This window comes from Pseudomonas sp. F220, from assembly GCF_057813935.1.
Map to the genome: position 1 here is coordinate 145,454 of NZ_JBVASJ010000006.1, position 24,856 is coordinate 170,309.

27 protein-coding genes, 4 tRNA genes and 1 pseudogene are annotated in these 24,856 nt (G+C 56.5%); 17 read left to right on the forward strand and 15 right to left on the reverse strand.

Annotation, left to right across the window (positions count from 1 at the left end):
* Window positions 1-25 precede the first annotated feature (25 nt).
* From clpB to ACZYSM_RS08530, 5 genes are all read left to right on the forward strand, one after another.
* Window positions 26-2,590, forward strand: coding sequence for an ATP-dependent chaperone ClpB (clpB, locus tag ACZYSM_RS08510; protein ID WP_489070721.1), 2,565 nt, complete (start codon window positions 26-28; stop codon window positions 2,588-2,590).
* Window positions 2,591-2,890: 300 nt separating this feature from the next.
* A tRNA-Asn gene (locus tag ACZYSM_RS08515) sits at window positions 2,891-2,966 on the forward strand.
* Between the two features lie 9 nt (window positions 2,967-2,975).
* Window positions 2,976-3,052, forward strand: a tRNA-Pro gene (locus ACZYSM_RS08520).
* Window positions 3,053-3,057: 5 nt separating this feature from the next.
* Window positions 3,058-3,133 (forward strand) — tRNA-Lys (locus tag ACZYSM_RS08525).
* A gap of 93 nt (window positions 3,134-3,226) precedes the next feature.
* Window positions 3,227-3,303: transfer RNA gene (locus ACZYSM_RS08530), tRNA-Pro, on the forward strand.
* 113 nt (window positions 3,304-3,416) lie between these two features.
* Here ACZYSM_RS08530 and ACZYSM_RS08535 read toward each other — a convergent pair.
* The 3 genes from ACZYSM_RS08535 to ACZYSM_RS08545 form a co-directional block, all read right to left on the reverse strand.
* The gene (locus ACZYSM_RS08535; RefSeq protein ID WP_489070723.1) at window positions 3,417-4,715 is read right to left on the reverse strand and encodes an NAD(P)/FAD-dependent oxidoreductase; all 1,299 of its coding nucleotides are present in this window, start codon (window positions 4,713-4,715) and stop codon (window positions 3,417-3,419) included.
* Between the two features lie 60 nt (window positions 4,716-4,775).
* Entirely contained in the window at window positions 4,776-4,949 is a 174-nt protein-coding gene (locus ACZYSM_RS08540) for a DUF3094 family protein (RefSeq protein WP_489070725.1), read from the reverse strand.
* A 212-nt stretch (window positions 4,950-5,161) separates the two neighbouring features.
* A complete protein-coding gene (locus ACZYSM_RS08545; RefSeq protein ID WP_419116713.1) occupies window positions 5,162-5,788 on the reverse strand; it encodes a DUF1780 domain-containing protein in 627 nt (208 codons plus the stop codon).
* A 228-nt stretch (window positions 5,789-6,016) separates the two neighbouring features.
* On the opposite strand from ACZYSM_RS08545, the gene ACZYSM_RS08550 reads away from it, so the two are divergent.
* The gene (locus tag ACZYSM_RS08550; RefSeq protein WP_489070728.1) at window positions 6,017-6,697 is read left to right on the forward strand and encodes a class I SAM-dependent methyltransferase; all 681 of its coding nucleotides are present in this window, start codon (window positions 6,017-6,019) and stop codon (window positions 6,695-6,697) included.
* 49 nt (window positions 6,698-6,746) lie between these two features.
* Here ACZYSM_RS08550 and ACZYSM_RS08555 read toward each other — a convergent pair whose 3' ends face one another.
* From ACZYSM_RS08555 to ACZYSM_RS08565, 3 genes are all read right to left on the reverse strand, one after another.
* Window positions 6,747-7,088, reverse strand: a complete 342-nt coding sequence (locus ACZYSM_RS08555) for a hypothetical protein (RefSeq protein ID WP_489070730.1) — start codon at window positions 7,086-7,088, stop codon at window positions 6,747-6,749.
* A gap of 245 nt (window positions 7,089-7,333) precedes the next feature.
* Complete coding sequence (locus tag ACZYSM_RS08560) at window positions 7,334-8,701, reverse strand: sensor histidine kinase (RefSeq protein WP_489070732.1); 1,368 nt, start codon at window positions 8,699-8,701, stop codon at window positions 7,334-7,336.
* Complete coding sequence (locus tag ACZYSM_RS08565) at window positions 8,679-9,371, reverse strand: response regulator transcription factor (protein WP_489070734.1); 693 nt, start codon at window positions 9,369-9,371, stop codon at window positions 8,679-8,681. The genes ACZYSM_RS08560 and ACZYSM_RS08565 overlap by 23 nt, the downstream gene beginning before the upstream one ends.
* 148 nt (window positions 9,372-9,519) lie before the next feature.
* Here ACZYSM_RS08565 and ACZYSM_RS08570 point away from each other — a divergent pair, with 148 nt between their 5' ends.
* Complete coding sequence (locus ACZYSM_RS08570) at window positions 9,520-10,227, forward strand: response regulator transcription factor (protein ID WP_489070736.1); 708 nt, start codon at window positions 9,520-9,522, stop codon at window positions 10,225-10,227.
* A gap of 157 nt (window positions 10,228-10,384) precedes the next feature.
* Complete coding sequence (locus tag ACZYSM_RS08575; protein WP_489070844.1) at window positions 10,385-11,593, forward strand: MFS transporter; 1,209 nt, start codon at window positions 10,385-10,387, stop codon at window positions 11,591-11,593.
* Window positions 11,594-11,835: 242 nt separating this feature from the next.
* On the opposite strand, the gene ACZYSM_RS08580 is transcribed toward ACZYSM_RS08575, so the two are convergent.
* Window positions 11,836-12,039, reverse strand: a complete 204-nt coding sequence (locus ACZYSM_RS08580) for a co-regulatory protein PtrA N-terminal domain-containing protein (RefSeq protein WP_489070738.1) — start codon at window positions 12,037-12,039, stop codon at window positions 11,836-11,838.
* A gap of 327 nt (window positions 12,040-12,366) precedes the next feature.
* On the opposite strand from ACZYSM_RS08580, the gene ACZYSM_RS08585 reads away from it, so the two are divergent.
* From ACZYSM_RS08585 to ACZYSM_RS08600, 4 genes are all read left to right on the forward strand, one after another.
* Window positions 12,367-13,710, forward strand: a complete 1,344-nt coding sequence (locus ACZYSM_RS08585; RefSeq protein ID WP_489070740.1) for an aromatic acid/H+ symport family MFS transporter — start codon at window positions 12,367-12,369, stop codon at window positions 13,708-13,710.
* Between the two features lie 127 nt (window positions 13,711-13,837).
* The gene (locus ACZYSM_RS08590; protein ID WP_489070742.1) at window positions 13,838-15,049 is read left to right on the forward strand and encodes a benzoate/H(+) symporter BenE family transporter; all 1,212 of its coding nucleotides are present in this window, start codon (window positions 13,838-13,840) and stop codon (window positions 15,047-15,049) included.
* 77 nt (window positions 15,050-15,126) lie between these two features.
* Window positions 15,127-16,395 (forward strand): OprD family porin, encoded by a 1,269-nt coding sequence (locus ACZYSM_RS08595; protein WP_489070744.1) that lies wholly within the window; start codon window positions 15,127-15,129, stop codon window positions 16,393-16,395.
* Between the two features lie 443 nt (window positions 16,396-16,838).
* Entirely contained in the window at window positions 16,839-17,288 is a 450-nt protein-coding gene (locus ACZYSM_RS08600) for a methyl-accepting chemotaxis protein (RefSeq protein ID WP_489070846.1), read from the forward strand.
* Window positions 17,289-17,308: 20 nt separating this feature from the next.
* On the opposite strand, the gene ACZYSM_RS08605 is transcribed toward ACZYSM_RS08600, so the two are convergent.
* Window positions 17,309-17,554, reverse strand: coding sequence for a DUF2790 domain-containing protein (locus ACZYSM_RS08605; protein ID WP_489070746.1), 246 nt, complete (start codon window positions 17,552-17,554; stop codon window positions 17,309-17,311).
* 121 nt (window positions 17,555-17,675) lie between these two features.
* Between ACZYSM_RS08605 and ACZYSM_RS08610 the strand changes: the two genes are divergently transcribed.
* The 3 genes from ACZYSM_RS08610 to ACZYSM_RS08620 all read left to right on the forward strand — a co-directional run bounded on the left by ACZYSM_RS08610 (window position 17,676) and on the right by ACZYSM_RS08620 (window position 19,749).
* Complete coding sequence (locus ACZYSM_RS08610) at window positions 17,676-18,608, forward strand: LysR family transcriptional regulator (protein WP_489070748.1); 933 nt, start codon at window positions 17,676-17,678, stop codon at window positions 18,606-18,608.
* Window positions 18,609-18,771: 163 nt separating this feature from the next.
* The gene (locus ACZYSM_RS08615) at window positions 18,772-19,461 is read left to right on the forward strand and encodes an energy-coupling factor ABC transporter permease (protein WP_489070750.1); all 690 of its coding nucleotides are present in this window, start codon (window positions 18,772-18,774) and stop codon (window positions 19,459-19,461) included.
* A 72-nt stretch (window positions 19,462-19,533) separates the two neighbouring features.
* Window positions 19,534-19,749, forward strand: a complete 216-nt coding sequence (locus tag ACZYSM_RS08620; protein WP_489070752.1) for a hypothetical protein — start codon at window positions 19,534-19,536, stop codon at window positions 19,747-19,749.
* A gap of 8 nt (window positions 19,750-19,757) precedes the next feature.
* On the opposite strand, the gene yacG is transcribed toward ACZYSM_RS08620, so the two are convergent.
* The 6 genes and pseudogenes from yacG to ACZYSM_RS08650 all read right to left on the reverse strand — a co-directional run bounded on the left by yacG (window position 19,758) and on the right by ACZYSM_RS08650 (window position 23,008).
* Window positions 19,758-19,961, reverse strand: a complete 204-nt coding sequence (yacG, locus tag ACZYSM_RS08625) for a DNA gyrase inhibitor YacG (protein ID WP_489070754.1) — start codon at window positions 19,959-19,961, stop codon at window positions 19,758-19,760.
* On the reverse strand, window positions 19,958-20,581 hold the full coding sequence (gene coaE / locus ACZYSM_RS08630) for a dephospho-CoA kinase (RefSeq protein ID WP_489070756.1): 624 nt from the start codon (window positions 20,579-20,581) through the stop codon (window positions 19,958-19,960). The genes yacG and coaE overlap by 4 nt, the downstream gene beginning before the upstream one ends.
* Complete coding sequence (locus ACZYSM_RS08635; protein WP_489070758.1) at window positions 20,578-21,450, reverse strand: prepilin peptidase; 873 nt, start codon at window positions 21,448-21,450, stop codon at window positions 20,578-20,580. Before ACZYSM_RS08635 ends, coaE begins: the two co-directional genes overlap by 4 nt.
* Window positions 21,451-21,452: 2 nt before the next feature.
* Window positions 21,453-22,670 carry a type II secretion system F family protein gene (locus ACZYSM_RS08640; protein WP_489070760.1) on the reverse strand — a complete coding sequence of 406 codons (1,218 nt, stop codon included), beginning with the start codon at window positions 22,668-22,670 and terminating at the stop codon, window positions 21,453-21,455.
* 3 nt (window positions 22,671-22,673) lie between these two features.
* Window positions 22,674-22,850 (reverse strand): annotated as a pseudogene (locus ACZYSM_RS08645) (ATPase, T2SS/T4P/T4SS family); the annotation flags it as partial.
* On the reverse strand, window positions 22,841-23,008 hold the full coding sequence (locus ACZYSM_RS08650) for a hypothetical protein (protein WP_489070762.1): 168 nt from the start codon (window positions 23,006-23,008) through the stop codon (window positions 22,841-22,843). The pseudogene ACZYSM_RS08645 and the gene ACZYSM_RS08650, both read right to left, overlap by 10 nt.
* A 228-nt stretch (window positions 23,009-23,236) precedes the next feature.
* Here ACZYSM_RS08650 and ACZYSM_RS08655 point away from each other — a divergent pair, with 228 nt between their 5' ends.
* Together ACZYSM_RS08655 and ACZYSM_RS08660 are read left to right on the forward strand one after the other, a co-directional pair.
* Window positions 23,237-23,653, forward strand: a complete 417-nt coding sequence (locus ACZYSM_RS08655) for a pilin (RefSeq protein WP_489070764.1) — start codon at window positions 23,237-23,239, stop codon at window positions 23,651-23,653.
* A gap of 367 nt (window positions 23,654-24,020) precedes the next feature.
* On the forward strand, window positions 24,021-24,377 hold the full coding sequence (locus ACZYSM_RS08660; RefSeq protein WP_489070766.1) for a BON domain-containing protein: 357 nt from the start codon (window positions 24,021-24,023) through the stop codon (window positions 24,375-24,377).
* Window positions 24,378-24,559: 182 nt separating this feature from the next.
* Here ACZYSM_RS08660 and ACZYSM_RS08665 read toward each other — a convergent pair whose 3' ends face one another.
* A complete protein-coding gene (locus ACZYSM_RS08665; protein WP_489070767.1) occupies window positions 24,560-24,856 on the reverse strand; it encodes a DUF2845 domain-containing protein in 297 nt (98 codons plus the stop codon).

The following is a 24,856-nucleotide window of genomic DNA, read 5'->3' on the forward strand; positions in this document are numbered from 1 at the left end:
GCCTGCTCAACTAGGAAGGTGACCTATGCGTATAGACCGTTTAACCAGCAAGTTACAGTTAGCCTTATCCGATGCTCAGTCTCTGGCGGTTGGCCTCGATCATCCGGGCATTGAACCGGCGCACTTGATGCAGGCACTGCTTGAGCAACAGGGTGGTTCGATCAAACCCCTGTTGATGCAAGTGGGCTTCGACATCAATAGCCTGCGCAAAGAGTTGACCAAAGAGCTCGACCGTCTACCGAAAATCCAGAACCCTACCGGCGACGTGAACATGTCGCAGGACCTGGCGCGCCTGCTCAATCAGGCAGATCGCCTGGCGCAGCAAAAAGGCGACCAGTTTATTTCCAGCGAGCTGGTTCTGCTCGCCGCTATGGACGAGAACAGCAAGCTCGGCAAGTTGCTGCTTGGCCAAGGCGTCAGCAAGAAAGCCCTGGAGAACGCAATTAACAACCTGCGCGGTGGTGAGGCGGTCAATGACCCCAACCACGAAGAGTCGCGCCAGGCCCTGGACAAATACACCGTCGACCTGACCAAGCGCGCCGAAGAAGGCAAGCTCGACCCGGTGATCGGCCGTGATGACGAAATTCGCCGGACCATCCAGGTGCTGCAACGCCGCACCAAGAACAACCCGGTGCTGATCGGCGAGCCTGGGGTGGGTAAAACCGCCATCGCAGAAGGCTTGGCCCAGCGGATCATCAATGGCGAAGTGCCAGACGGCCTGAAAGGCAAGCGCTTGCTGTCGTTGGATATGGGGTCGCTGATCGCCGGTGCCAAGTTCCGCGGTGAGTTCGAAGAGCGCATGAAGTCGTTGCTCAATGAACTGTCGAAGCAGGAAGGGCAGATCATCCTGTTCGTCGACGAACTGCACACCATGGTTGGCGCCGGCAAGGGCGAAGGCTCGATGGATGCAGGTAACATGCTCAAGCCCGCTCTGGCGCGAGGCGAGCTGCATTGCATTGGCGCGACCACTCTCAACGAGTACCGTCAATACATAGAGAAGGACGCGGCGCTCGAACGGCGTTTCCAGAAAGTCCTGGTGGAGGAGCCGAGCGAAGAAGACACCATCGCGATCCTGCGCGGCTTGAAAGAGCGTTATGAGGTCCACCACAAGGTGGCGATCACCGACGGTGCGATCATCGCGGCGGCCAAACTGAGCCATCGCTACATTACCGACCGTCAATTGCCGGACAAGGCCATCGACCTGATCGACGAAGCAGCCAGCCGTATTCGTATGGAAATCGACTCCAAGCCGGAAGTGCTGGATCGTCTGGAGCGTCGCCTGATTCAGCTGAAGGTTGAAGCCCAGGCATTGAAGAAAGAAGACGACGAAGCCGCGATCAAACGCCTGGAGAAATTGCAGGGGGACATCGTCCGGCTGGAACGTGAGTATTCGGATCTGGAAGAAATCTGGAACGCAGAAAAAGCCGAGGTGCAGGGTTCGGCGCAGATCCAGCAGAAAATCGAACAGTCTCGCCAGGAACTGGAAACTGCCCGCCGCAAAGGCGATCTCAACCGCATGGCCGAGTTGCAGTACGGGGTGATCCCGGACCTGGAACGCAGCCTGCAGATGGTCGATCAGCACGGCAAAAGCGAAAACCAGTTGCTGCGCAGCAAAGTGACCGAGGAAGAGATCGCCGAAGTCGTTTCGAAGTGGACCGGTATTCCGGTATCGAAAATGCTCGAAGGTGAGCGCGACAAACTGTTGAAGATGGAAAGCCTGTTGCACCAACGTGTGATCGGTCAGGACGAGGCTGTGATAGCGGTGTCCAACGCGGTGCGGCGTTCCCGTGCCGGGTTGTCCGATCCGAATCGCCCAAGTGGCTCGTTCATGTTCCTGGGCCCTACCGGTGTGGGTAAAACCGAGCTGTGCAAGGCGCTGGCCGAATTCCTCTTTGATACTGAAGAGGCAATGGTGCGCATCGATATGTCCGAGTTCATGGAAAAACATTCCGTGGCGCGTCTGATTGGTGCGCCGCCGGGCTACGTAGGCTATGAGGAGGGCGGTTACCTGACTGAGGCGGTGCGTCGCAAGCCGTATTCGGTGATCCTCCTGGACGAGGTCGAGAAGGCCCATCCGGACGTCTTCAACATCTTGCTGCAAGTGCTGGAAGATGGCCGACTGACTGACAGTCATGGCCGCACGGTGGATTTCAAAAACACCGTGATCGTCATGACCTCCAACCTGGGCTCGGTACAGATCCAGGAATTGGTTGGGGATCGTGAAGCGCAGCGTGCGGCAGTGATGGATGCGATTTCCACGCACTTCCGGCCGGAGTTCATCAACCGGGTCGACGAAGTGGTGATCTTCGAGCCGTTGGCGAGGGATCAGATCGCAGGCATCACCGAGATCCAGTTGGGTCGTCTGCGCAGTCGCCTGACTGAGCGCGAGCTGAAACTGGAGCTCAGCCCTGAGGCGATGGACAAGTTGATTGCGGTGGGTTACGACCCGGTCTATGGCGCACGGCCGCTCAAACGAGCGATCCAGCGCTGGATCGAGAACCCGCTGGCGCAACTGATTCTGTCCGGTCGGTTCATGCCGGGCGAGACGGCCGTCGGCAAGGTGGAAAACGACGAAATTGTTTTCGGCTGAGTCGTAATGCCAGTGAAATAAAGAAGGCCTCGCATTGCGAGGCCTTTTTTTCGCCAGGCTGTTGAACTCTAAGGAAAAGGCTTGTAAAGTGCGCCCCGCAGTAAGTCACCCTGAAGGGTTTCTGCTCCCCAAGCAGGAATCTGAAATAAGTTGCAAATCATTAACTTGAATGCAAATTAGGGGGTTGACAGAGGTGCTTAAAATTGTAGAATAGCGCGCCTCAGACACACGAACGCAGCGATGCGAACGGGTCGAAGAGAGTGCAACAAAGCGTCAAATGTTGTAATTGAAATATGTAGTTCCGTGATAGCTCAGTCGGTAGAGCAAATGACTGTTAATCATTGGGTCCCAGGTTCGAGTCCTGGTCACGGAGCCAATTTCAAACCGGGGTATAGCGCAGTCCGGTAGCGCGCCTGCTTTGGGAGCAGGATGTCAGGAGTTCGAATCCCCTTACCCCGACCATTTTTGGGTCGTTAGCTCAGTTGGTAGAGCAGTTGGCTTTTAACCAATTGGTCGTAGGTTCGAATCCCACACGACCCACCATTTTTGATACCAGTTCGCTGGGATTAGATCTTAAGATTCAGGCCAAAAGCCTGGATCGCAGAAGGCGCCTTTTAAAGGGTGCCTTTTTTTTACCGGGGTATAGCGCAGTCCGGTAGCGCGCCTGCTTTGGGAGCAGGATGTCAGGAGTTCGAATCCCCTTACCCCGACCATATTAAAAATCCTCGTATCGAAAGATACGGGGATTTTTTTTGTTTGGTGAAAGCCTCCAGGACGCCGCAGGGCAAATGTGGGAGCGGGCTTGCTCCCACACTAGACCACGTTGTTAATGCAGCTTGAGGCGTGGCTCGGTCCCACGTCCGATTTTGCTGCCCAGCATCAGCATCGCCGTGCGGAACGCCCCGTATAGCGCCACCTGGTGCATCCGATACAACGACACATAGAACATCCGCGCCAGCCAGCCCTCCAGCATCACGCTGCCGGTCAGGTTGCCCATCAAGTTACCCACAGCCGAAAAACGCGACAGCGAAATCAGCGAGCCGTAATCCGTGTAGCGGTACTCGGGCAAGGTCTTGCCTTCGATGCGCAGTTTCAGCGAATTGGCCAGCAGTGAGGCCTGCTGATGCGCGGCTTGTGCCCGTGGTGGTACGTTGCGATCGGTTCCTGGTTGCGGGCAGGCCGCGCAATCACCGAAGGCGAAGATATTCTCATCACGGGTGGTTTGCAGGGTTGGGAGCACTTGTAGCTGATTGATCCGATTGCTTTCCAGACCGGCGATATCCTTGAGGAATCCCGGCGCCCGAATCCCGGCTGCCCAGACTTTCAGGCTGGCAGGGATCACCTGGCCGCTGCTGGTGATCAGGCTGTCAGCGGTGACCTCACTGACGGCCGCGTTGGTCAGCACCGTGACCCCGAGTTTTTCCAGGGTTTTATGCACAGGGCCGCCAATGCGCTCCGGCAATGCTGGCAGCACCCTTGGCCCGGCTTCGATCAAGGTGATGTGCATGTTTTCCGGTTTTATCCGGCCCAGGCCGTAAGCCGCCAGTTCATGGGCAGCGTTATGCAGCTCTGCCGCCAGTTCGACGCCCGTGGCGCCAGCGCCGACGATGGCCACGCTGATTTGTTCGACCGTATCGGTTTGCCCTGCGTGGGCGCGCAGGTAGTGGTTGAGCAATTGCTGATGGAAGCGTTCAGCCTGTTTGCGGGTGTCAAGGAACAGGCAGTGCTCTGCCGCGCCTTGGGTACCGAAATCGTTGGTGGTGCTGCCTACCGCAATCACCAGAGAGTCGTAGGCCAGTTCGCGGGCTGGGACCAGCTCTTCGCCTTTTTCGTCCAGGGTGGCCGCGAGCTGGATTTTCTTCTGGTCGCGATCAAGCCCGTTCATGCGCCCTAGCTGGAACTCGAAGTGGTTCCATTTTGCCTGGGCAACATAATTGAGTTCGTCTTCAGAAGAGTTCAGCGAACCGGCTGCGACTTCGTGCAACAGCGGTTTCCAAATGTGCGTCAGGTTCGCGTCGACCAGTACCACACTGGCCGTACCACGCTTGCCCAGAGTCTTACCCAGACGGGTAGCTAACTCCAGGCCGCCGGCGCCGCCGCCAACGATGACAATACGATGGGTCATAGGGATATCTCGCAAGGCTAAAAGAAATCGGTGCAGTTATCCGAGCGAGCGCCACGCAGCTCATAGCGTCAGATAACTCAAAAGGCGACTCAACAGGCCAAGACCAATCGTCACTGCCAATACCACCACGAGGAGCATCCAGGGCCGGAAAGGCCTGCGCTCGACTCGGTGCTGGGACAGTTGCAGGTACTCTTCGACATGTTTCTGGTCGTCGGGGTTCAGGCGGCTGGTCATAAAGGCCTCGTCAGGTAGACGTTGCGAAATTTGTAGAAGCTACAGCGCGGATTCATCCAGCGTTAAAAAGAGCATAGCCGCTCGCTTGCAGGAGCTCGATGCACACACACTGTCCCCAGGCGAATGATTGCACTTTGTATCACTCGCGCAGTGATTGCGCCATATTCGCGAACGGCTTGAAAGACCCTTCGCCAGTTACCCTTGCAACGGGTTCATAGGCTGATACCGACGTCGAAGACGATGCTTCGCCCCAGGTTGTTGCGCAGGAAGTCGGGGGCTTCCGGGTGGGCGAACAGTACGCGGGCGAAGGTTGGACCGACCAGCGACAGCGAGCGCCAGCCTTGGCGCAGGTATTCGGTTGGTGGCGGGAAGTGGCTGTTGAGGTCGAGCACTTCACGCTTGAGGCTGGCGAAGGCGATGATGTCCAGCTCGCCCAGGTCCATGCCGCGCTCTTTGTAGTTATGCGCTTTTTTGCGCAGGGTCGGCGCCAGTCGCAACAGAAATTCGTTGGCGGGGATACGCCTGGGTTTGGCTTCGCGGCGCACCAGCTGGCTCAGGGAAAACGCGCTGCGACGGCGCTGCAGCTCATCGCGCCATTCATCGTTCAAGCGTCGCCCTTCATCGAGCACGAAGAACACCTCGAAACTCGCGTCACGAAACAGCACGTCCGGTGGCTCCCCAGCGGGAGCGAATTCGTCGGCGCGATAGGGGATATTCAAGCCTTGTAGCAGGCGCTGGCAGACCCAACGCTCACGCTCCCATTTGCGGGCATTGGACAGGAACGCGTTGGCTTGTTCGGCCGCGATGGTGAGCAGGCGCAAATAATCTGAGTCATCCATACGCCAAGCTTAGCGTCCAAATGTGATCCGAAGGAATAAAGTCTGTCGGGCATTTGCTGCCTGGCTTCGCCACGCGTTTGAAAGGCCAGGTATCAAGCACCGCCCGCTCGAGTGGTGTCTTGAGGGGGCGCTTTAAAAATAGAGGGCGAACAAGTTTTTCACACCGTATGGACCTCTTGGATACTTATAAATGCTTAGCCTTCGGTTTATGAGTAGCCGGAGGGCATTATGAGCGGCCCAATCAAGCTTAAATTTTTTGAAAGGAACGATCTGGAGCAAGCGCAACAATGCGTTTTGAGGTATCAGGCCGGGCTTGCTCGCAGGCTGTCGCACTGGCGGGATGATCAACTGGCTCGCAAGGCGTTGGCACTGGCTGGTGAGCCTGGGCTCGTTCTTGACCTTCCTTGCGGCACCGGAAGGTTTTGGCCATTGCTGGCGCAGAAGCAGAACAGGATCATCATCGGAGCGGATAACTCGGGTGAGATGATTGAGACTGCTTGCAGATCTCAACCTGCGCACGTTGCACAACGCGTACGGACGTTACAAACATCCGCAGTTGATATCGAACTGCCAGACAATGCTGTCGATAGTATTTTCAGCATGCGTTTATTACACCACGTCGGCAACCCGCTACATCGATTAGCCATGCTGAACGAGTTTTATCGAGTTACCCGAGATACGGTAATCATCTCTTTGTGGGTGGACGGTAACTTCAAGTCTTGGCGGCGAAAGCATCATGAGCAGCGTCGGCGCACCAAAGAAGGTGGGCGCGAACATCAGAGCCAACTTGTTATTCCTAGGGCGGTAGCTGAGGCTGAATTTATAAAGGTGGGTTTTCGAATTCAGGAGCGACTGGACTTCATCCCGCTGTACTCCATGTGGCGAGTCTATGTTCTACGCAAAGTGTAAAGCTTCTACAAAAAAGCAGGTGGTCAAGTGCTGCGGTGGTAAATACAGTTCAATCCTTGATAACCAATAAAATTAGCTGGGTCACCACAACCCCAAGCAGGGGCAAAATAATTGCCATCAAAAACAGTTCGGGCAGCTCTCTTATAACGGTCCCATAAAACCCTTTTGTCGACAATGCATAAAGCCCGGCGAAGTTTTTTGAGAAAAACAGCACGCCAGAACAGTAACCTGCTACCCCGAATCCCCATTGCTTCATGCTGCCAGAAAACCGGCTTAGGACAGCCCCCCACCCCAGACTAACAACCAGAAGAGCTGCGTACTCAAGTGCTGAGTCAGTGCATAGCCAACCCGCTAAAGCGCCTACGACGGCACTGACTAAATAACTATACATGAGCGGCCAACCTCTCCAGGTTTTCAAAGGGATTGACGGTGGCCTTTAGCGGTGCATGATTCAACATCAGAAGTTGCCCATCCCTTTGTCGTTACTGTGGCGAGCGCATATTCATCGGGAAGGGGCAGGTGTGATAAGGATCCGCTCGTGACCTGGATGGACCCCTGAAACACACGATTAATCTGTCTAATCATGCTGAATATTTAGCAAATGCTCATATTACCGTCTTTGTTTATGTCGATCATTCAAGCTGGAAGTGTTTTTCCAATCAGGTCAACCCGGCAACCCGGCTGTGCATCATGGACTTTGAGTGTCATGTCATGTAATCGCGCAATTGCCGAAACCATGCTTAAACCCAGTCCATTTCCTACCGTGTGGCGGCTGGACTCTGAGCGGTAAAGACGCCGGAATACGGCCTCACGCTCGGCTTCTGGTATGCCAGGACCATTATCGCTGACGCTCAGCCCGCTACGGGTCGCATCGGCAATAATATCGACGCGCACACGACCGTCGGGCGCAGAGAACTTGATGGCGTTGTCGAGTAGGTTACAGACCGCATCGAACAGCAACTGTGGGTCACCCGATAGATTGGCAGGCATTGAGCTGGGAATGAATTCGAGGGTCATGCCACGCTCCTCAGCCAGCGGCTCGAAAAGCTCCGTGGCGTCGGCGCCAATCCTGTTGAGATCGACTACGGTAAAGTTGCTACGGCGGGCGCTGCCTTCGATTTCTGAAATACGCAGCAGGGCGCGGAAAGTTTGCATCAAGCCCTTCGCTTCCTCGATGGCGGCATCAATGGCGCTGGCGTATTCCTCTTGGCTCAGGTTGCGCCGCTGTGCACGCTCGAGTCCTGCGATCAGGCGAGTAAGCGGTGTGCGTAGATCATGGGCTATATCATCGCAGACACCTTTTACTTCACTCATCAGCCGTTCAAGCGCATCAAGCATGCCGTTTACCACACTGGCGATACGGTCGATGTCGTCGCGGTTGCCGCGCGTGGGAAGACGTCGGCTTAGATCGCCTTCGACAATTTTTTTTATGGACCGACTGAGAGCATCCAGGCGTCGCCGGGCGAAGTAACCTAGCGCGATGGCACCGAGCAGGCCTACCACCAATAACAGAGCCCCTCCAGAAATCAGGGCATTGACCAATAGTTCGTCGAACTCACGGATATCGTGAATGTCCTGGCCTATCAGCAAGGTTGTGCCATCTTCCAGGTGATGGGCAATAAAACGGACTGGCCGGTCGCGGCCTTTAGCTTTATCCCAGACGAACTCAGTGGGTTTGTCGTAGTCGCGCACTTGAGGTAAGGACTGTAATGCTCCCGCGATGGGCTTACCTTGAGTATCGAACACTGTGTAAGGGAGTCGACCGTCCGGATCCTGCTCGGTATGTTTGAGGATTTCCTGCTGGCGCAAGACGGGCGTCTGATGGCTCCGTTTATCCATCTCGTGATACAGGACTGTGTCCACTTCGGAGATGAGATACCCGGTTGTTTGCCAGTAAATATAACCAAACAAGGCGAAGAACGAGCATCCGAACAACGCCAGAAACATCAGGGCGGTGCGAAAGCTGATGGTGCGTGGGATTTCACTCAGGTGAACGGAGAACATAGCCGGCCCCGCGAATGGTTTGGAGCATGGGGGCTTCGCCATCGCCATCAATCTTGCGGCGAAGGCGACCAATATGTACTTCGATGACGTTGGTACGCTCGTCGTAGCTGTAATTCCATACCGCCTCGAACAACATCGTGCGGGTGACGACTTGCCCTGCGTGTTGCGCCAAGTATTCAAGCAAGGCGTATTCACGGGGCAGCAAATCAATTTGCCGTTCTCCCCGCCGCACTGAGCGGCGCAGCAGGTCGAGGTCAAGATTGCCCACGCGCAGGCGGTTTTCGCGGTCCTGGCCCGGTTGCTGGACGCGCCGTCGGCTCAGTGCATCCAGACGCGCGGTCAACTCGATGAACTCGAAGGGCTTGGTTAGATAGTCGTCCCCTCCTGCGCGCAGTCCCTTGACTCGGTCATCCAGGGCGCTTAAAGCACTTAGAATCAGTACCGGCGTGGCAATGCCCGAGGCGCGTAACGCCGTGAGCATGCCCAAGCCATCCAGAGCGCCAGGCAGCATGCGGTCCAGGATGATAATGTCGAATGTATCGCTGATTGCTTGCAGCAAGCCGTCCCGGCCATTGTCGACCAGTGTCACGTCGAAGCCGTGATCCTGAAGAGCGGCTTCTATCTCGCGAGAGGTGACGGGGTCATCCTCAACAACCAATACATGGGTCATAAGCGTTAAGCGCAGCTCTGTGGTTGACGTTTACAGGTCGTGGCACTGGCTCTCGACCTTGGGGATGGCATAGTGTGCCAAATCGACATAGACGCAAAGGTCGCGGGAACATGAAAGAAAGTTTAGGTTCGCTGGCGCAGAGGTCTGCATGCGCATCCTGGTGATTGAAGACGATACTCGCGCGGCAAACTATCTGGTACGGGGATTGAGTGAGAGTGGGCATATCGTTGATGCCGCCGAAGATGGTCCAACGGGCTTGGCCTTGGCGCTGGAAGGTATCTACGATGCGTTGATTATCGATAGACGCCTGCCAGGCATGGACGGCTTGGCGCTGGTGCGGGAGCTGCGCCGCCAGCACATTGCCATGCCGGTGCTGATGCTCAGTGCGCTGGCTTCGACTCAACAGCGAGTCGAAGGTTTGCAGGCCGGCTGCGATGATTACCTGGCTAAGCCCTATGCCTTTGTCGAAGTCCTGGCTCGGCTGGATGCCTTGCTACGCACCCGCGATCAGCAACCAGGGCCTGCGCGCAGTCTAAGGGTCGGTGACCTGTACCTCGACTGTGCTGTGCGCCAGGCGACGCGTCAGGGGCGAACCATTGCTCTGGCCTATCGTGAAACCTTGATCCTGGAAAAACTCATGCGTCACAGCGGTGAGGTCGTGTCCCGCATGATGTTGCTTGAGAGCGCCTGGGACTATGAGTTTGATCCCAACGACAACGTAATCGATAAACATATCTATCGCTTGCGACGCAAGCTCGATGAAGGATTCGATCACTCTCTGATTCTTACAATTCCAGGCGTGGGTTACCGACTCGACGCGGGTGACGATGCGCTCGGCAATGGGGCGGTTGATTAGCCCGCAGGTCATTCATGGATAGAAAAACCACTGGGTGGCCCAGTGGTTTAATGCTCTAGAAGCTACGGTATTCAACGGTCAGGTGTATGGGTGTACGTCGTGCAGGGCTTAAAGTGATTGCAAAATGAACCAGGCTAATCACCCCGGGGTAAAAGAGATGGGCGAACTTGCAGGTAGCTCGACCCGAACCATTCCGCGCACGATCTGGGCGCTGGGATTCGTCAGTCTGTTCATGGATCTATCGTCGGAGCTGGTGCATAGCCTTTTACCCGTATTTTTGGTGGGTACGCTGGGCATCAGCGTGATGACCGTTGGACTCATCGAAGGGATAGCGGAGGCAACAGCACTGATCGTTAAAGTCTTTTCTGGAGCAATCAGCGACTTCATTGGCCGCAGGAAAGAACTGCTGCTGTTGGGCTACGGTCTTGCAGCGCTTACAAAACCACTATTTCCTCTGGCGGCCTCTGCGGAATTGGTCTTCACCGCCCGAATCCTCGACCGGATTGGTAAAGGAATTCGCGGTGCTCCGCGTGATGCGTTAGTCGCAGATGTGGCCCCGCCTGCTATTCGAGGCGCGTGCTTTGGGTTACGTCAGTCGATGGATACTGTAGGCGCCTTTTTAGGCCCCATCCTGGCCATTTTTCTGATGCTGTGGTTTGCCGACGATATTTCCATGGTGCTGTGGTTTGCAGTGATTCCCGCTGTATTGGCGGTCATGCTGCTGTTTTTCGGGATTAATGAGCCAGAGCATGAAGCCGTACCACGGCATTTCCGCTCGCCCATACAAATGACCTCATTGAGGCAGTTTTCAAAAAGCTATTGGTGGGTCGTGGGCATAGGCGCGGCGTTCACCCTGGCGCGTTTCAGTGAGGCTTTCCTGATCTTGCGTGCCCAGCAATCAGGATTCTCTGCTACCTGGGTTCCTCTGGTCATGGTGGTGATGGCCGGGTTCTATATGTTGTCAGCGTATCCGGTTGGAAAGTGGTCAGACAGTATCAGCCGCACGGCGTTACTCAGTGTCGGTTTGGTGCTGCTGATTCTTGCTGATGTGGTGTTGGCTTATGCCGAGTCCGTCAGCATGGTGCTATTGGGTGTCGCTTTATGGGGGCTGCACATGGGCTTCAGTCAAGGAATACTGGCGACACTGGTAGCGGACACGACACCTCCCCATCTTAAAGGCACAGCCTTTGGGCTGTTCAACCTGGTCAGCGGGATTGCTTTGCTGTTGGCCAGCGTCATCGCCGGCGGACTTTGGCAGGTATACGGCGCAGCGGTAGCGTTCTACGCGGGCGCGGCATTTTCAGCGGCAGCGCTGATTCTGCTGCTCATCCAACAGCGGAGTGACGATGCCATCGGGCAAAGATAGGCAGCGTTATTTTTTGCGAAATACCTGATGTTGCCACCCACCGCCAGGACTCTCGGAGTACCCCGGAGTCCCAGCCTGAGGCGATATTTCACCGCCTCCTCCTCGTCGAGTCCCACTGCCACAAGGCGAGTCAGCGATTCGGTTAAAACATCGTTTGCGCAGTTATCCGTTTGCATCCCATGACACGCTAAGCGCATGGCGATTAACTCGGCTGCCCAGTCGACTTGACTGGTAAAACACTGTCAGTTTGAGCGTTCAACATCGCTGGAAGCCGCTTTCTGAGTACTCGCTACGGCCTTGGCATGTTCAGACTGTTGGTAGTGCGCCATCGAGGCGTCCCGCGCGGCGTCCATCCGGGCCATTACCTGATCGCTACCACCTTCGGCCATCGCTGCCGCAGAAGCGCTAATCAGAGTAACGATCAACAAAGCTTTAAGGGTTTTCATGGGGGATCTCCAATACTCGGGTTCTGCCAGCAAGAATGTTTGCGGGCTTAAGCTTTAGGCTTGAGCACATCCTAGAGGCGCCCGCATTTCAGCCCGTTCCCCGCCACATGAATTTTTTGACAGGTTCGCCATATCTGACCTTTACGGTCTTTTCCCCTGCTCGGCGGCTCACCGCAGATACCTGACACACCTCTGCACGAAACGGATAGCGATCTGCACAAAGCGGATATTGCGTTCTTATTCGCCTCCATAACCTGACATGGCCTCAACAAAAAACGATGGAGTTCTCGTCCGTCGTTCTAAAAACAACAACAAGAGACAGATGCCATGCGCAATATCGACGTACATGAGGTTATCGACAACGCACGCTTCAACCGCTTCCACTGGATGGTGTTGTTCTGGTGTGCCCTGATCATCATCTTCGATGGCTACGACCTGGTGATCTACGGCGTGGTTCTGCCCATGCTGATGAAGGAGTGGGGGCTGAGCCCTCTTGAAGCGGGTGCATTGGGCAGTTATGCGCTGTTCGGCATGATGTTCGGGGCGCTGTTTTTCGGCCCGCTCTCGGACAAGATCGGCCGGAAAAAAGCCATCACCATCTGCGTCATGCTCTTCAGCAGTTTCACCGTACTGAATGGCTTTGCCAGTAGCCCTGCGGAGTTTGGTATTTGCCGTTTCATTGCCGGGCTCGGCATTGGCGGTGTGATGCCCAATGTGGTGGCGCTGATGAACGAGTACGCGCCGAAAAAGATCCGAAGCACGCTGGTTGCCATCATGTTCAGCGGTTACTCGGTGGGTGGCATGCTCTCCGCTGGACTGGGCATTGTGCTGATCCCCAGCTTCGGTTGGCAGGCGGTGTTCTATGTGGCGGCGCTGCCGTTGCTGCTGTTGCCACTGATCATGTACTTCCTGCCCGAGTCGGTGGGTTTCATGCTGCGCCAGGGGCGTAATGAAGAGGCACGCAAGGTCCTCGAACGGATCGACCCCAATTATGTGGCGCAGGCCACTGATCATCTGCACATGGCGGAAGTGAAAGGCACCGGCACTCCGGTTCTGCAACTGTTCCGTGAAGGTCGTGCAGTGCGCACGCTGATGCTCTGGGCAGCATTTTTCTGCTGCCTGCTGATGGTCTACGCCTTGAGTTCCTGGCTGCCGAAGCTGATGGCCAATGCCGGCTACAGCCTGGGTTCGAGTCTGTCCTTCCTGCTGGTACTCAACTTCGGCGCAATCTTCGGCGCGATAGGCGGCGGGGTATTGGGCGATAAACATAATCTGCCGCGGGTGTTGGCGGTGTTCTTCACCATTGCCGCCGTGTCGATCACCTTGCTCGGTTTCAAGAGCCCGACACCTGTGCTGTACCTGCTGATTGCCATTGCTGGCGCCACCACCATCGGTTCGCAAATCCTGCTGTATGCCTGCGCCGCGCAGTTTTACTCCATGACCATTCGTTCCACCGGTCTGGGTTGGGCCTCGGGTATTGGTCGCAACGGTGCCATCGTCGGCCCGCTGCTCGGCGGTGCTCTGCTGGGTATCAGCCTTCCGCTACAGCTCAACTTCATGGCCTTCGCCTTGCCGGGCGCCATCGCCGCCATCGCCATGACATTGTTCGCCATCAGCAGTCAGCGCTCCGCCAATGGCGTTGCGTCGGCGCTGGAGATAACCGGGGCCTGAGTCTGAGGGCCGGGGGGCGCGGCGTTCTGCCATGCCTGCGGTTACGCCTGAACAAGTCAATTCCCCCTGACAAGAGCATCCGGGCCGTGTGCCATGGATGCTCTGATGAGCCTTGCGACGAGGTCCCATGAAAGCGTTGTTCCGCGATTTTTCCCTGTCCGCCGCGGTCGCCGGATTTATCGCCACGGTGATTTCCTATGCCGGGCCCCTGGTGATCATTTTCCAGGCGGCCGATACCGCCCATCTATCCCGTGAAGTGCTGTCGTCCTGGGTGTGGGCCATTTCCATTGGCAGTGCATTGCTTGGCATAGGGCTGAGCCTGCGTTACCGGGTGCCGGTGATCATCGCCTGGTCGGCACCCGGATCGGCACTGTTGGTGGCACTCTTGCCGGGTATTTCCATGCATGAGGCCGTGGGTGCCTATCTGATCAGCAGCCTGATCATCTTTCTGGTCGGGGTGTCAGGGGCCTTCGACCGCATCATCAGCAAGCTGCCAGCGGCGATCGCTGCGGCAATGCTGGCGGGCATTCTGTTCAGCTTCGGTACCGGGTTGTTCGTTTCCTTGCAGAGTAAGCCGCTGCTGGTCCTGACGATGTTCGTCACCTATCTGGTGTGCAAGCGCGTGATACCGCGTTACGCGGTGTTGGTGGTGCTACTGGTCGGTTGCTCCATCGCCTTGCTGGCAGGCGATTTACATCGCGAGGCACTGGTGATCGGCCTGGCTACACCGGTGTGGATTACGCCGCATTTCAGTTTGAGCGCAACCCTGAATATCGCCTTGCCATTGGTGATGGTGGCGCTGACCGGTCAGTTCGTGCCGGGTATGGCGGTGCTGCGTGCCAGCGGTTATGCCACGCCAGCGAGCCCAATCATCGCCAGCAGCGCGTTGGCCACTGCGCTATTGGCACCCTTCGGCTGCCATGGTCTGAATCTGGCGGCCATTACCGCCGCCATTTGCACCGGGCGTGAAGCCCATGAGGATCCCGGAAAACGTTACATCGCCGGGGTTGTGGGTGGCCTCTGCTACCTGCTGCTGGGCATCTTCGGCGCCACGCTGGTCTCGCTGTTTTCCGCCTTCCCTAAAGAGCTGATTGCGGCCTTGGCCGGGTTGGCACTGTTCGCCGCGATTGCCGGCAGCCTAGCTGGCGCCATGGCGGTCCCGAGTGACCGCGAGGCGGCGCTGGTGACCTTTCTCACCACGGCATCGGGTATGTCCCTGTTCGGTTTGTCCGCAGCCTTTTGGGGGCTGATTTTCGGCATGGTCACGCACCTGTTGCTGAGTGTCCGGCGACCCGCCCCCGTGACTCAGGCAACCAGCGGCCAGGAGGTGGCGCGCTGACGTCCAAAACACCCGCATCGAAACCTGTGCGGGTGGAGCACTGCAACCTGTCGATCAATAACAATAAGAGCAAAACGATGAAACAGACTTTCCCAGCAACTCGTTCAGTGTTGTCCCTGGCGCTCGCCTTGAGTTTTTCCAGCGGCCTGATGGCCGCCGAGGGCGGCTTCATTGAGGACGCCAGCGCCACCTTGCAGGCACGCAATTACTACTTCAGTCGCGATTTTTCCGACATCGTCGGGGCCAACAAACAGTCGAAGGCGGAGGAGTGGGCGCAAGGTTTTATCCTCAATTTCAAGTCGGGTTATACCCAAGGGCCAATCGGGGTGGGCGTGGATGCCATAGGGCTGTTGGGCATCAAACTCGATAGCAGCCCGGACCGGGCGAACACCGGGCTGTTACCGGTGCAGAGCGATGGTCGTGCGGCGAATGAGTACAGCCGTCTGGAGGCTGCACTGAAGCTGCGTTACTCGAAGACCGAACTGCGAGTCGGTGAGTTACAACCCAATCTCCCCGTGTTGGCCTTCAGCGATATCCGTCTGCTACCCCCCAGCTACAAGGGGGCGAGCATCACCTCGAGCGAGATCGATGGACTGACCCTGCAGGGCGGTCATTTGAGTTCAACCAGCCTGCGCAACGAAGCCGGTGAGGAAAAAATGCAGGCCATGCTCGGTCATGTGCCGCAACGCCAGGTCAGCAGTGATGGCTTCAACTATGCCGGTGCAGATTACGCCTTCAATGACAAACGCACGTCAGTCAGTGCCTGGTATGGGCAACTGGAAGATATCTACAACCAGCGCTTCCTGGGCCTCAAACACAGCGAACCGTTCGGTGATTGGACCCTGGGCGCCAACCTGGGTTACTACGACTCCAAAGAGGACGGTAAAAAGCTGCTGGGCACGATTGATAATCAGGCGTTCTTCTCCTTGCTGTCGGCCAAACACGGCGGCCATACCTTCTACCTCGGTTATCAGGGAATGTATGGCGATAGCGCCTTCCCGCGGGTTTTCGCCAACATCACACCGCTAGGCAACGAGGTGCCAACCTACGAGTTCGCCTACACCGATGAGCGTTCCTGGCAGGTGCGTTACGACTACGACTATGCGGCCTTGGGGTTGCCCGGTATGACCAGCACGGTGCGTTACATCACGGGTAATAACGTCGACACCGGCAAGGGCTTCGAAGGCAAGGATCGTGAGCGCGATCTTGATATCGGCTACGTGGTGCAGAGCGGAACCTTGAAGGGGCTGGGGATGCGGGTGCGCAACGCTATGGCGCGTTCCAACTACCGCAGCGATATCGACGAGAACCGGCTGATCCTCAGTTACACCTGGACGCTGCTTTGATCGGCATGGAGGTTTATATGGCACAAAAAGTCTGGGCCGGATCGCTGTTGACTGCAGCAGGCATAGGCGCAGTGGTGTTGGCCTGGGGCGACAGTGGACGCCTGCTGCTGGCCGGCGGGATAAACCTTGCGTTGCTGCTTGCCGCCGCGCTCTATCATCGGCAGCCGACGCTCGTGCTGCAGGATCCGCCGGAGCGCGAGCCGGAGACTCCGGTACTCAGTGCCCCCGTGGCCGTTGTGCAGACGCTGACGCAGGTGCCCGAACCTGTGTGGCCGGGCGCACACGTGCAGGCCACCCTGGAGCAGTTGACCCTGGCGGTGCTGCAGACGGAGGAGGACATGCGCTTCGCCAATCAGTTGGCACGGACTGCAGGCGAACGGGTGCAGTCGAGTGCGCAAAGCATGCAGTCCTCGGCGAGCGTGCTGGGTGATCTGAATCTCTACATGCAGGGTCTCGATCAGGTATTCAACGAACTGGGCAGCCAGTCGGTACGAATTGGCGCCATTGTGGGCAGCATTCAGGACATTGCCCGACAGACCAATTTGCTGGCATTGAATGCTGCCATCGAGGCCGCGCGGGCGGGCAACCATGGTCGGGGTTTTGCGGTGGTGGCGGACGAGGTGCGTAATCTGTCTCGCCAGGCCGCTGATTCCAGTGCGCAGATCCGACAGATCGCTACGGGCCTGGAACAGTCTGCCGAGCATGCACGCCAGGGTATCGAACACTTGGCGGGTTCGACGCGTTTGGGCCTGGAAAAGGCCGAGGTCGCGTTGCACTCAATGGGTGAGCTTCAACGTGGTGCGGTGGCCAGGGTGGAAGTGGTCGAACGCATCATGCAGCGGTTGACCAGCCTGCATGAACTGGCATTGCAGGCGAAACGGATAGTCGCATGAGTCGTGCTGCTCGGGGTTGATCAAGAGTTGCCCGAGCAGCCGCCCATTACCTGATAAACCAGACGATGGGTTTCACCCTGGTGGTCGACATACACCATGGTCGCTGGCACCACTTCGCAGGCGTTTGCAGTGGGCGTTACCGATATCACCTTGGCGATATCGAGCGGCTGTGCGGGGTTGTACTGAGTCGCCGGGACTTGCTCGTTGCCGGCCGCCATAACCGAGGTGGCCATTACGGCCAGAAACAAACTGATCAACGTTTTCATTTCATTTTTCTCCGTGGTGATCCTGATGTCTAAAGTCTATTCCTCGCCTGCTGCGGATAAAGAGCGGTTTGCTTGATGGAGCCTTACATGAAGTGCAACAGTCGGCGCGCCAGGAGGGTTTATGGACCTGCTCAATAGCTTGCGGGTGTTCGTCCGCGTAGTGGACAGCGGCAGTTTTACCGCAGCAGCGCAGGCGCTCGATTTATCGACTGCGCAAGTTTCGCGGTTGGTGGCGGATCTGGAGCAGCATGTGCAAGCGCGCCTGCTGCAACGCACCACCCGGCGTCTGGTATTGACCGAAGCCGGAGAGCGATTTCTGTTGCGGGGTCGGCAGATACTCGAGGAAATGAACGAGGCCACCGCTGAAGCCCGCGGCGCCCATCTCAAGCCCAGTGGTCGGCTACGAGTACACAGCATGAACGGCCTGGGCGTGTTGATCACGCCGCTGATCGCTCGATATGGAGAACTCTACCCCAACGTGGTGTTCGAGCTGACCCTTTCGCAGCGCAATCCAGACCCGTTGGAAGAAGGTCACGATGTGGTCATCTCGATTGCTCAGGAATTAGCCGATACGCAATTTGTCGCACAGGCCATCGGGCAGATTTACAGCGTGCCTTGTGCCTCCAGGGAGTACCTGGAACGCCATGGCGTGCCCGGCAACCCTTTGGACCTGAATGAGCATCGCTGTCTGCGAATGCTCGATCCTTTGTACAGTGATGAATGGACATTTCACGACGAGCAGGGCGAGCATCGTGTCATCCCCGGCAAGACCTTCCAGAGCAATGTCGCCGAGTCCATGGTCAAAGCCTCTGAAGCCGGTATGGGCATCAGCCTGCTGCCGTTCTATACCGCGACGCGGCCGGTGAGTGAAGGCAAGTTGCTGCGCCTGCTGGCGACCTATCGTTTACGGGAGCGCAATGTCTATGCGCTTTACCCATCACGACGTTTTCTCGATGCCAAAGTCAGAACCTGGGTGGATTTCCTCAAGGCCGAGTTGCCCAAGCTGTTCGCCGAGCATGAGGGTATTTTGAACAATCCACGTCACTGGGCCTGATGGTTTTAAAGACCAGCAAGAGTTGATCGGAGGGTGCGGGAAGGGGGGTGTAGACTGGCTGCTGGTAACATCGAGCCCTATTGCACAAGGAGTCTGAAGTGAAGGTTTGGTCAGTGATGTTACTGAGTCTTGCGCCGATGTGGGCGCTGGAGAAGGTCCGGCCATGATCAGTGCAGCCGTGCTGTCGCCGGAAACCCTCACGGTCGGCTGGCTCATCTATGTACCGGTGCTGGCTTGGGCGATTGCGCGCGCGCCCTGGGTCGAGCTGTTCACTGATAGTCGGCGTCAGCATCTGCTGTTCGGTACGGTGTTCACGTTGTTTGTGTTGTGGCTGGTGCGACGGGACTTCGATACCGGTGTGTCCTACCACTTTATCGGCATGACCGCGGTGACCTTGCTGCTGGACTGGCCATTGGCAATTGTCGGTGGCCTGATCGCGCAACTCGGGCTGGTGGCGTTGGGCCGCCAGGATTTGGCGGCAGTCGGGGTCAATGGCACGTTGCTGATCCTGCTGCCGGTGTTGGTCACCGAATGCTGCGCGATCCTTGTGGAGAGGGCGCAACCGCGTAATCCCTTTGTGTATATCTTTTGTTCAGGCTTTTTTGCAGCGGCGCTTTCGGCGTTGTTGTGTCTGTTGCTGGCGCTCGGCTTGCTGTGGTTCGACGGGCGCTTTGCCATGCCGGAATGGCTGGAGGACTTTGTCGGCTATCTGTGGCTGATCATTTTCCCCGAGGCCTTTATCAACGGCATGATCGTCAGTGCATTGGTGGTGTTCTGCCCCGAGTGGCTGGAAACCTTCAATCGCACGCGCTACCTGTCGGCGCCGTGGAAGGACGATGAGCCGCGCAAGTAAGGACCTTGATCCACATCAAGGTCCAAAATCATGAGGCCCTGCATGCTTTGAAAAATCTTCAGGAGCACGGTCATGAGTGTCTACGAGTGGGCAAGGCAGGAACTGCGTCAGAGTCTGGATGCGGCGCAAGAAGTGGGTTTTGACCCGGGTTTGAGTCTGCGCGCCTTGCTCAGTGCAGTGGTGCAGCAGAGCAAGGGCGTACGCAATGTCGAGGATCTGGCGGATGAGTTGCAGTTTCTGGCCGAGAACCTCGACGATGGGCAGGATTACGGTTTTATGCGGCCGTGACTTTCTAATTAGTGCGTACGAGGGTCGAAGTCCTCGGAGAACATCTCGTCTTCGGCGTCCGGGCTGACCGGGATCTTGTGCTCTTCAGACGCCCAGGCGCCCAGGTCGATCAGTTTGCAGCGGTCCGAGCAGAACGGCCGGTTGGGATTGGTTGCGCTCCATTCCACAGGGGCACCGCAGGTTGGGCATTCGACGGTCAAGGGTTGGCTCATGACTGGCCTCCACGCAAAGTAAGATAAAAGTGATGCAAGCGTTCGACCTCGCTATGTAACCAGTTTAGATCGCGATCATTGACCAGCACATCGTTGGCATGGCGCAAGCGTTCTTCACGGCTGGCCTGAACTTTGAGAATCGCCTGGACCTGTTGCTCGCTGGTCTGGTCACGCAGCAGGGTTCGCTCGATTTGCAGTTGCTCTGGCGCATCGATCACCAGCACACGTTGTGTCTGTGTGTACTGCCCGGACTCTACCAACAGTGGCGAGACCAGAATTGCATAAGGCGACTGGGCCTTGGCCAAGTGACTGGCGATTTCCTGTCCGATCAGTGGGTGCAACAGGGACTCGAGCCAGCGCCGCTCTTCAGGAACTTCAAAGATCAGTTTGCGCAGCGCAGCGCGATCCAGTTGACCATCTGCCTGAAGCACGCCTGCACCGAAGTGCTCGGCGATCTTCGCCAGTGCGGGACGACCTGGCTCGACTACCCAGCGGGCGGCATGATCGGCATCGACCAGATGCACACCGAGGTCGATGAAGTGCTGTGCAGCGGCACTTTTGCCGCTACCGATTCCGCCGGTCAGGCCGAGAATCCAGGGTTTGAGAACAGGGCTAGTCATTTGAAACCGACAGACTGCAGATAAGAGTTGGTTATTTGACCACCCCAGAGCAAGGCAATCCAGCCGGCAATTGCCAGATAGGGGCCGAAAGGCATTGGCGTCGAGGTTTTCGCGCCACGCATGCGCAGCAAACTCAGCCCCAGCACAGCGCCCACCAGGGATGACAGCAGGATCGTCAGCGGCAGAATTTGCCAGCCGCCCCAGGCTCCGAGCATCGCCAGGAGCTTGAAGTCGCCCTGGCCGATGCCATCCTTGCCAGTGAGCACCTTGAACAGCCAATACACCGACCACAGGCTCATGTAACCGGCCACTGCGCCCCACAACGCGTCATGCAAGGACACGAACAGGCCGAAGCTGTTGACGATCAAGCCCAGCCAGAGCAACGGCAGCACCAACACATCCGGCAGCAGTTGATGATCGGCATCGATCAGGCTCATCGCCAGCAAGCCCCAGCTCAAGATCAACATCAGCCCTGCCTGCCAGCCAAAACCGAAATGCCAGGCGACGAAGGCAGAAAGCAGACCGCAAGCCAGCTCGGTGAACGGGTAGCGTTTGCTGATGGGGGCCTTGCACTTCGAACAGCGACCTCTCAAAAGCAGATAGCTGAGGACCGGGATGTTTTCCCAGGCCCGGATCGGGTGAGCGCAGTGCGGGCACTGGGAATGTGGGAGCAACAGGTTGTAAGTCGGGCCTGATGGTTCTGGCGTTAAACCCAACACATCGTGGGCTTGTTCCCTCCATTCGCTTTCGAGCATTTTTGGCAGACGCCAGACCAGCACATTGAGGAAACTGCCAACAATCAGGCCCAGAGCCAGCATCGATAATATGAAGGCCAGCGGATAGCTCGCCAAAAGCTCGTTCAAGGGCATGTTCAGATCGCTGTGCCGAGTTGGAAGATGGGCAGGTACATGGCTACTACCAGGCCGCCGACGATGATGCCAAGAACTACCATGATGAAGGGTTCCATCAGGCTGGTCAGGTTGTCGACCATATTGTCGACTTCACCCTCATAGTAAGTTGCGACCTTTTCCAGCATATCGTCCAGCGCGCCCGATTCTTCACCAATGGCGGTCATTTGGATCGCCATGTTCGGGAAGATGCCGGAAGCGCGCATGGAGAAATTCAGCTGCATGCCGGTCGAGACATCCTGTTTGATGCGCTTGACCGTGTTCTTGAACACAATGTTGCCCGTGGCGCCGGCCACGGAGTCCAGGGCTTCGACCAACGGTACGCCGGCAGCAAAGGTGGTAGAGAGTGTACGGGCGTAACGAGCCACGGCTGATTTGTACATCAGCGTGCCCACCAGCGGTAGTTTCAACAGACTGACGTCCAGCCAGTCACGGAAGCGTTGAGAACGTTTGCGCGCATGCCGGAAACCCAATACCGCAGCACCGATCGCGACCAGTACCAGCAACCACCACTCCTGCATGAACTCGGAGATGGCAATGACCATCAGGGTGAAGGCCGGGAGTTCTGCACCAAAACCGGAAAATACCGCCTGGAACTGTGGGACCACCTTGACCAGCAGAATGCCGGTCACAATGATCGCGACGAAGATCACGGCCAAGGGATAGGTCATGGCTTTCTTGATCTTGGCTTTGAGGCTTTCGCTCTTTTCCTTGTAGGTCGCTACCCGCTCCAGCAAGGTTTCCAGGGCGCCAGCCTGTTCACCGGCGTCCACCAGGTTGCAGTACAGGTCATCGAAATACTGCGGCTTTTTGCGCAGCGCAGCGGCAAAGCTGTTGCCGGCCGCGACTTCCTGTTTCACCTCGTCCACCAACTTGCGCATGTTCGGGTTATCGAAACCTTCACCGATGATGTCGAAGGACTGCAGCAACGGCACTCCGGCTTTCATCATGGTCGCCATCTGCCGGGTGAACAGGGCGATATCCAGGGGCTTGATGCGTTTGTCGGCGCTAAAGATCGAGCTGTTTTTTTTTCGTACCTTGCCCGGGGTAATGCCTTGCTTGCGCAACTGCGCCTTGATCAGTACCGGGTTATGACCGTTCAATTCACCGGTCATTTTCGTGCCTTTTTTATCGGTGCCTTCCCACGCGTAGACACTGATTTTTGCTGCTTTGACCGCCATCGTTTAGTCCTTGGTGACCCGGTTGATTTCCTCAAGGCTGGTAATGCCCTGCATGGCCTTGAGCAGGCCTGAGGTACGCAAGTCGTTAAAACCATCCTTGCGCATCTGGGAGTCGATCTCCAGTGAATTGCCTTGCGTCATGATCAGACGTTGCAGGTCCGGCGTGTTCTTCACCACTTGCTTGAGCGTCGCCATGTACAGGTCTTTCTGGTCGGGTTCATATCCCAAGGCATCATGCCCATCTGCGCGTTGAGCGGATCGAGAGTTCGCATCACGACTTTTTCGCCCCACAGCAGAACCAATTGCGTGGCCAGGTCGGTGAGGGCGATGTCATTCATACGAGCACCAAACGCAAAACAGTCAGAGACTTATAGCCTAGACGGTCGGATCAGCCTAATGAGGGATGGGCGGGTGACAAAAAGTGTCAGATTGTGCAGCTGCTAAGGATAAAGGCGATGCGCCAGCACCTTTGTGGGCCCACTGACATGGGCTCGATGGGCTTGGCATGCGCTGTGCTTTAACCTGTTAAGGTCATGAGACTTCATTTAATGCTTGGAACTTAATCTATGGATAGTCAAAAAGGGTTTACCTTGATCGAGCTGTTGATCGTGGTCGCGATCATCGGCATTTTGGCCACGTTTGCGATACCGGCTTATTCGAAGTACCAAGCCAGGGCCAAGGTTACCGCTGGATTGGCGGAAATCTCCGCGCTGAAAGTTCCTTTTGAAGACATCATGAATCAGGGCACCGATCCCACATTAGAGCTGGTAGGTGGCATCGCGACATCGAGTAACTGCACGACTACCGCATCAGGTACCTCCTCTACAGGCGCAGGCACAATTGCTTGCACAATCTTGAATGCTCCGGGCCCTGTGCTTAACCATACGATCACTCTTACCCGCACACAAACCGGGGGCTGGTCTTGCGCAACCACCGTCGCGTCTGACTACTCTCCAAAGGGTTGCACCGCCACTGGCACGTAGTCTTCTAGTCATCCAGTAAAAAAATGCCCCCGCCTGGTGAAGACGGGGGCATTTTTTATGGGAAGTATTGAAGATGAACGGAGGGTGATCAGCGGCGTTATTTCAAACATCCTCATACCTGAATAGATAAATATGGAAATGGCCTGCAATTCAGGATGTTAGGAACTTTTGTGAAAGCCGCAACTTGCATGCAGATTACGTAGGAGTCATGCATTCTGCACGACTCCGGATTTTTGATTTTTTTATAACTAGTTGATTTATAAGTATTTACTTTTAGTTTGTGGGTTGGCACAGCGTCTGCAATATATCCAGTAACCCTGCCCCAGTATCACGGCGCAGACCTTCTAGAAAAACAGGAGTTACTCGTATGAAGAAGTTCGCTATCGCTGCTGCTACTGCAACCGCGCTGACCCTGACCATGGCCAACGTTGCATTTGCGCAGACCACTCAAACCACCCAGTCGCCAATGGTTGTGGCTGCTGGTGAAATGACCAAGGCCAAGGAAGCTACTTCCGACACCTGGATCACTACTAAAGTGAAAAGCGATCTGGTCACCGAGAAAGGCATTCCTGGCACGGACATCAAAGTTGAAACCAACAAAGGTGTTGTGTCCCTGTCCTCAACTGTTGCGGTAACTGAGGCACAGAAAAAAATGGCAGTGGATATCACCAAAAAAATCAAAGGCGTTACAGCTGTATCGGCTGACGGCTTGAAAACCGAATAACGTTCAAGCTTCTCGCCTGGACTGGGAGAAGGGGACGACAGGCGCTCCAGTAATACGCCTGTCATTTCTTCAAGGTTCATGCGAAAGACCGCACGGATGTGGTCATTACAGGCTCCGGCACTGAGTGTCGGAGCCTGTTCTATTTGAGGCGCAAAATGTATCTGCGAAGGGGAAGGGGGGTGTCAGTTGCCGCGTTTGCTGTCGATACGCACCAGGCGATTGCCTTCAAAGCGCAGGTATTGATACATGCCGCTGTTGGGGCCGTACATCCACTCCTCGACCTGAAACTCTTCGCGCTTGTTAGCGCTGCGCTTGTAACCCAGAGAATCACGGGAAACCGGCGCTCCACATTTCTGCAGAACTTCGCTAGACCTGTCTCCTACGCTGATCAATTGACTGGCGCAGCGTAGCGTATCGGCGGCTTGAGCCTGGCTGGCAGCAACGGCCAATGCCAGGCTGAGCAAGAAACGTGTTTGCAT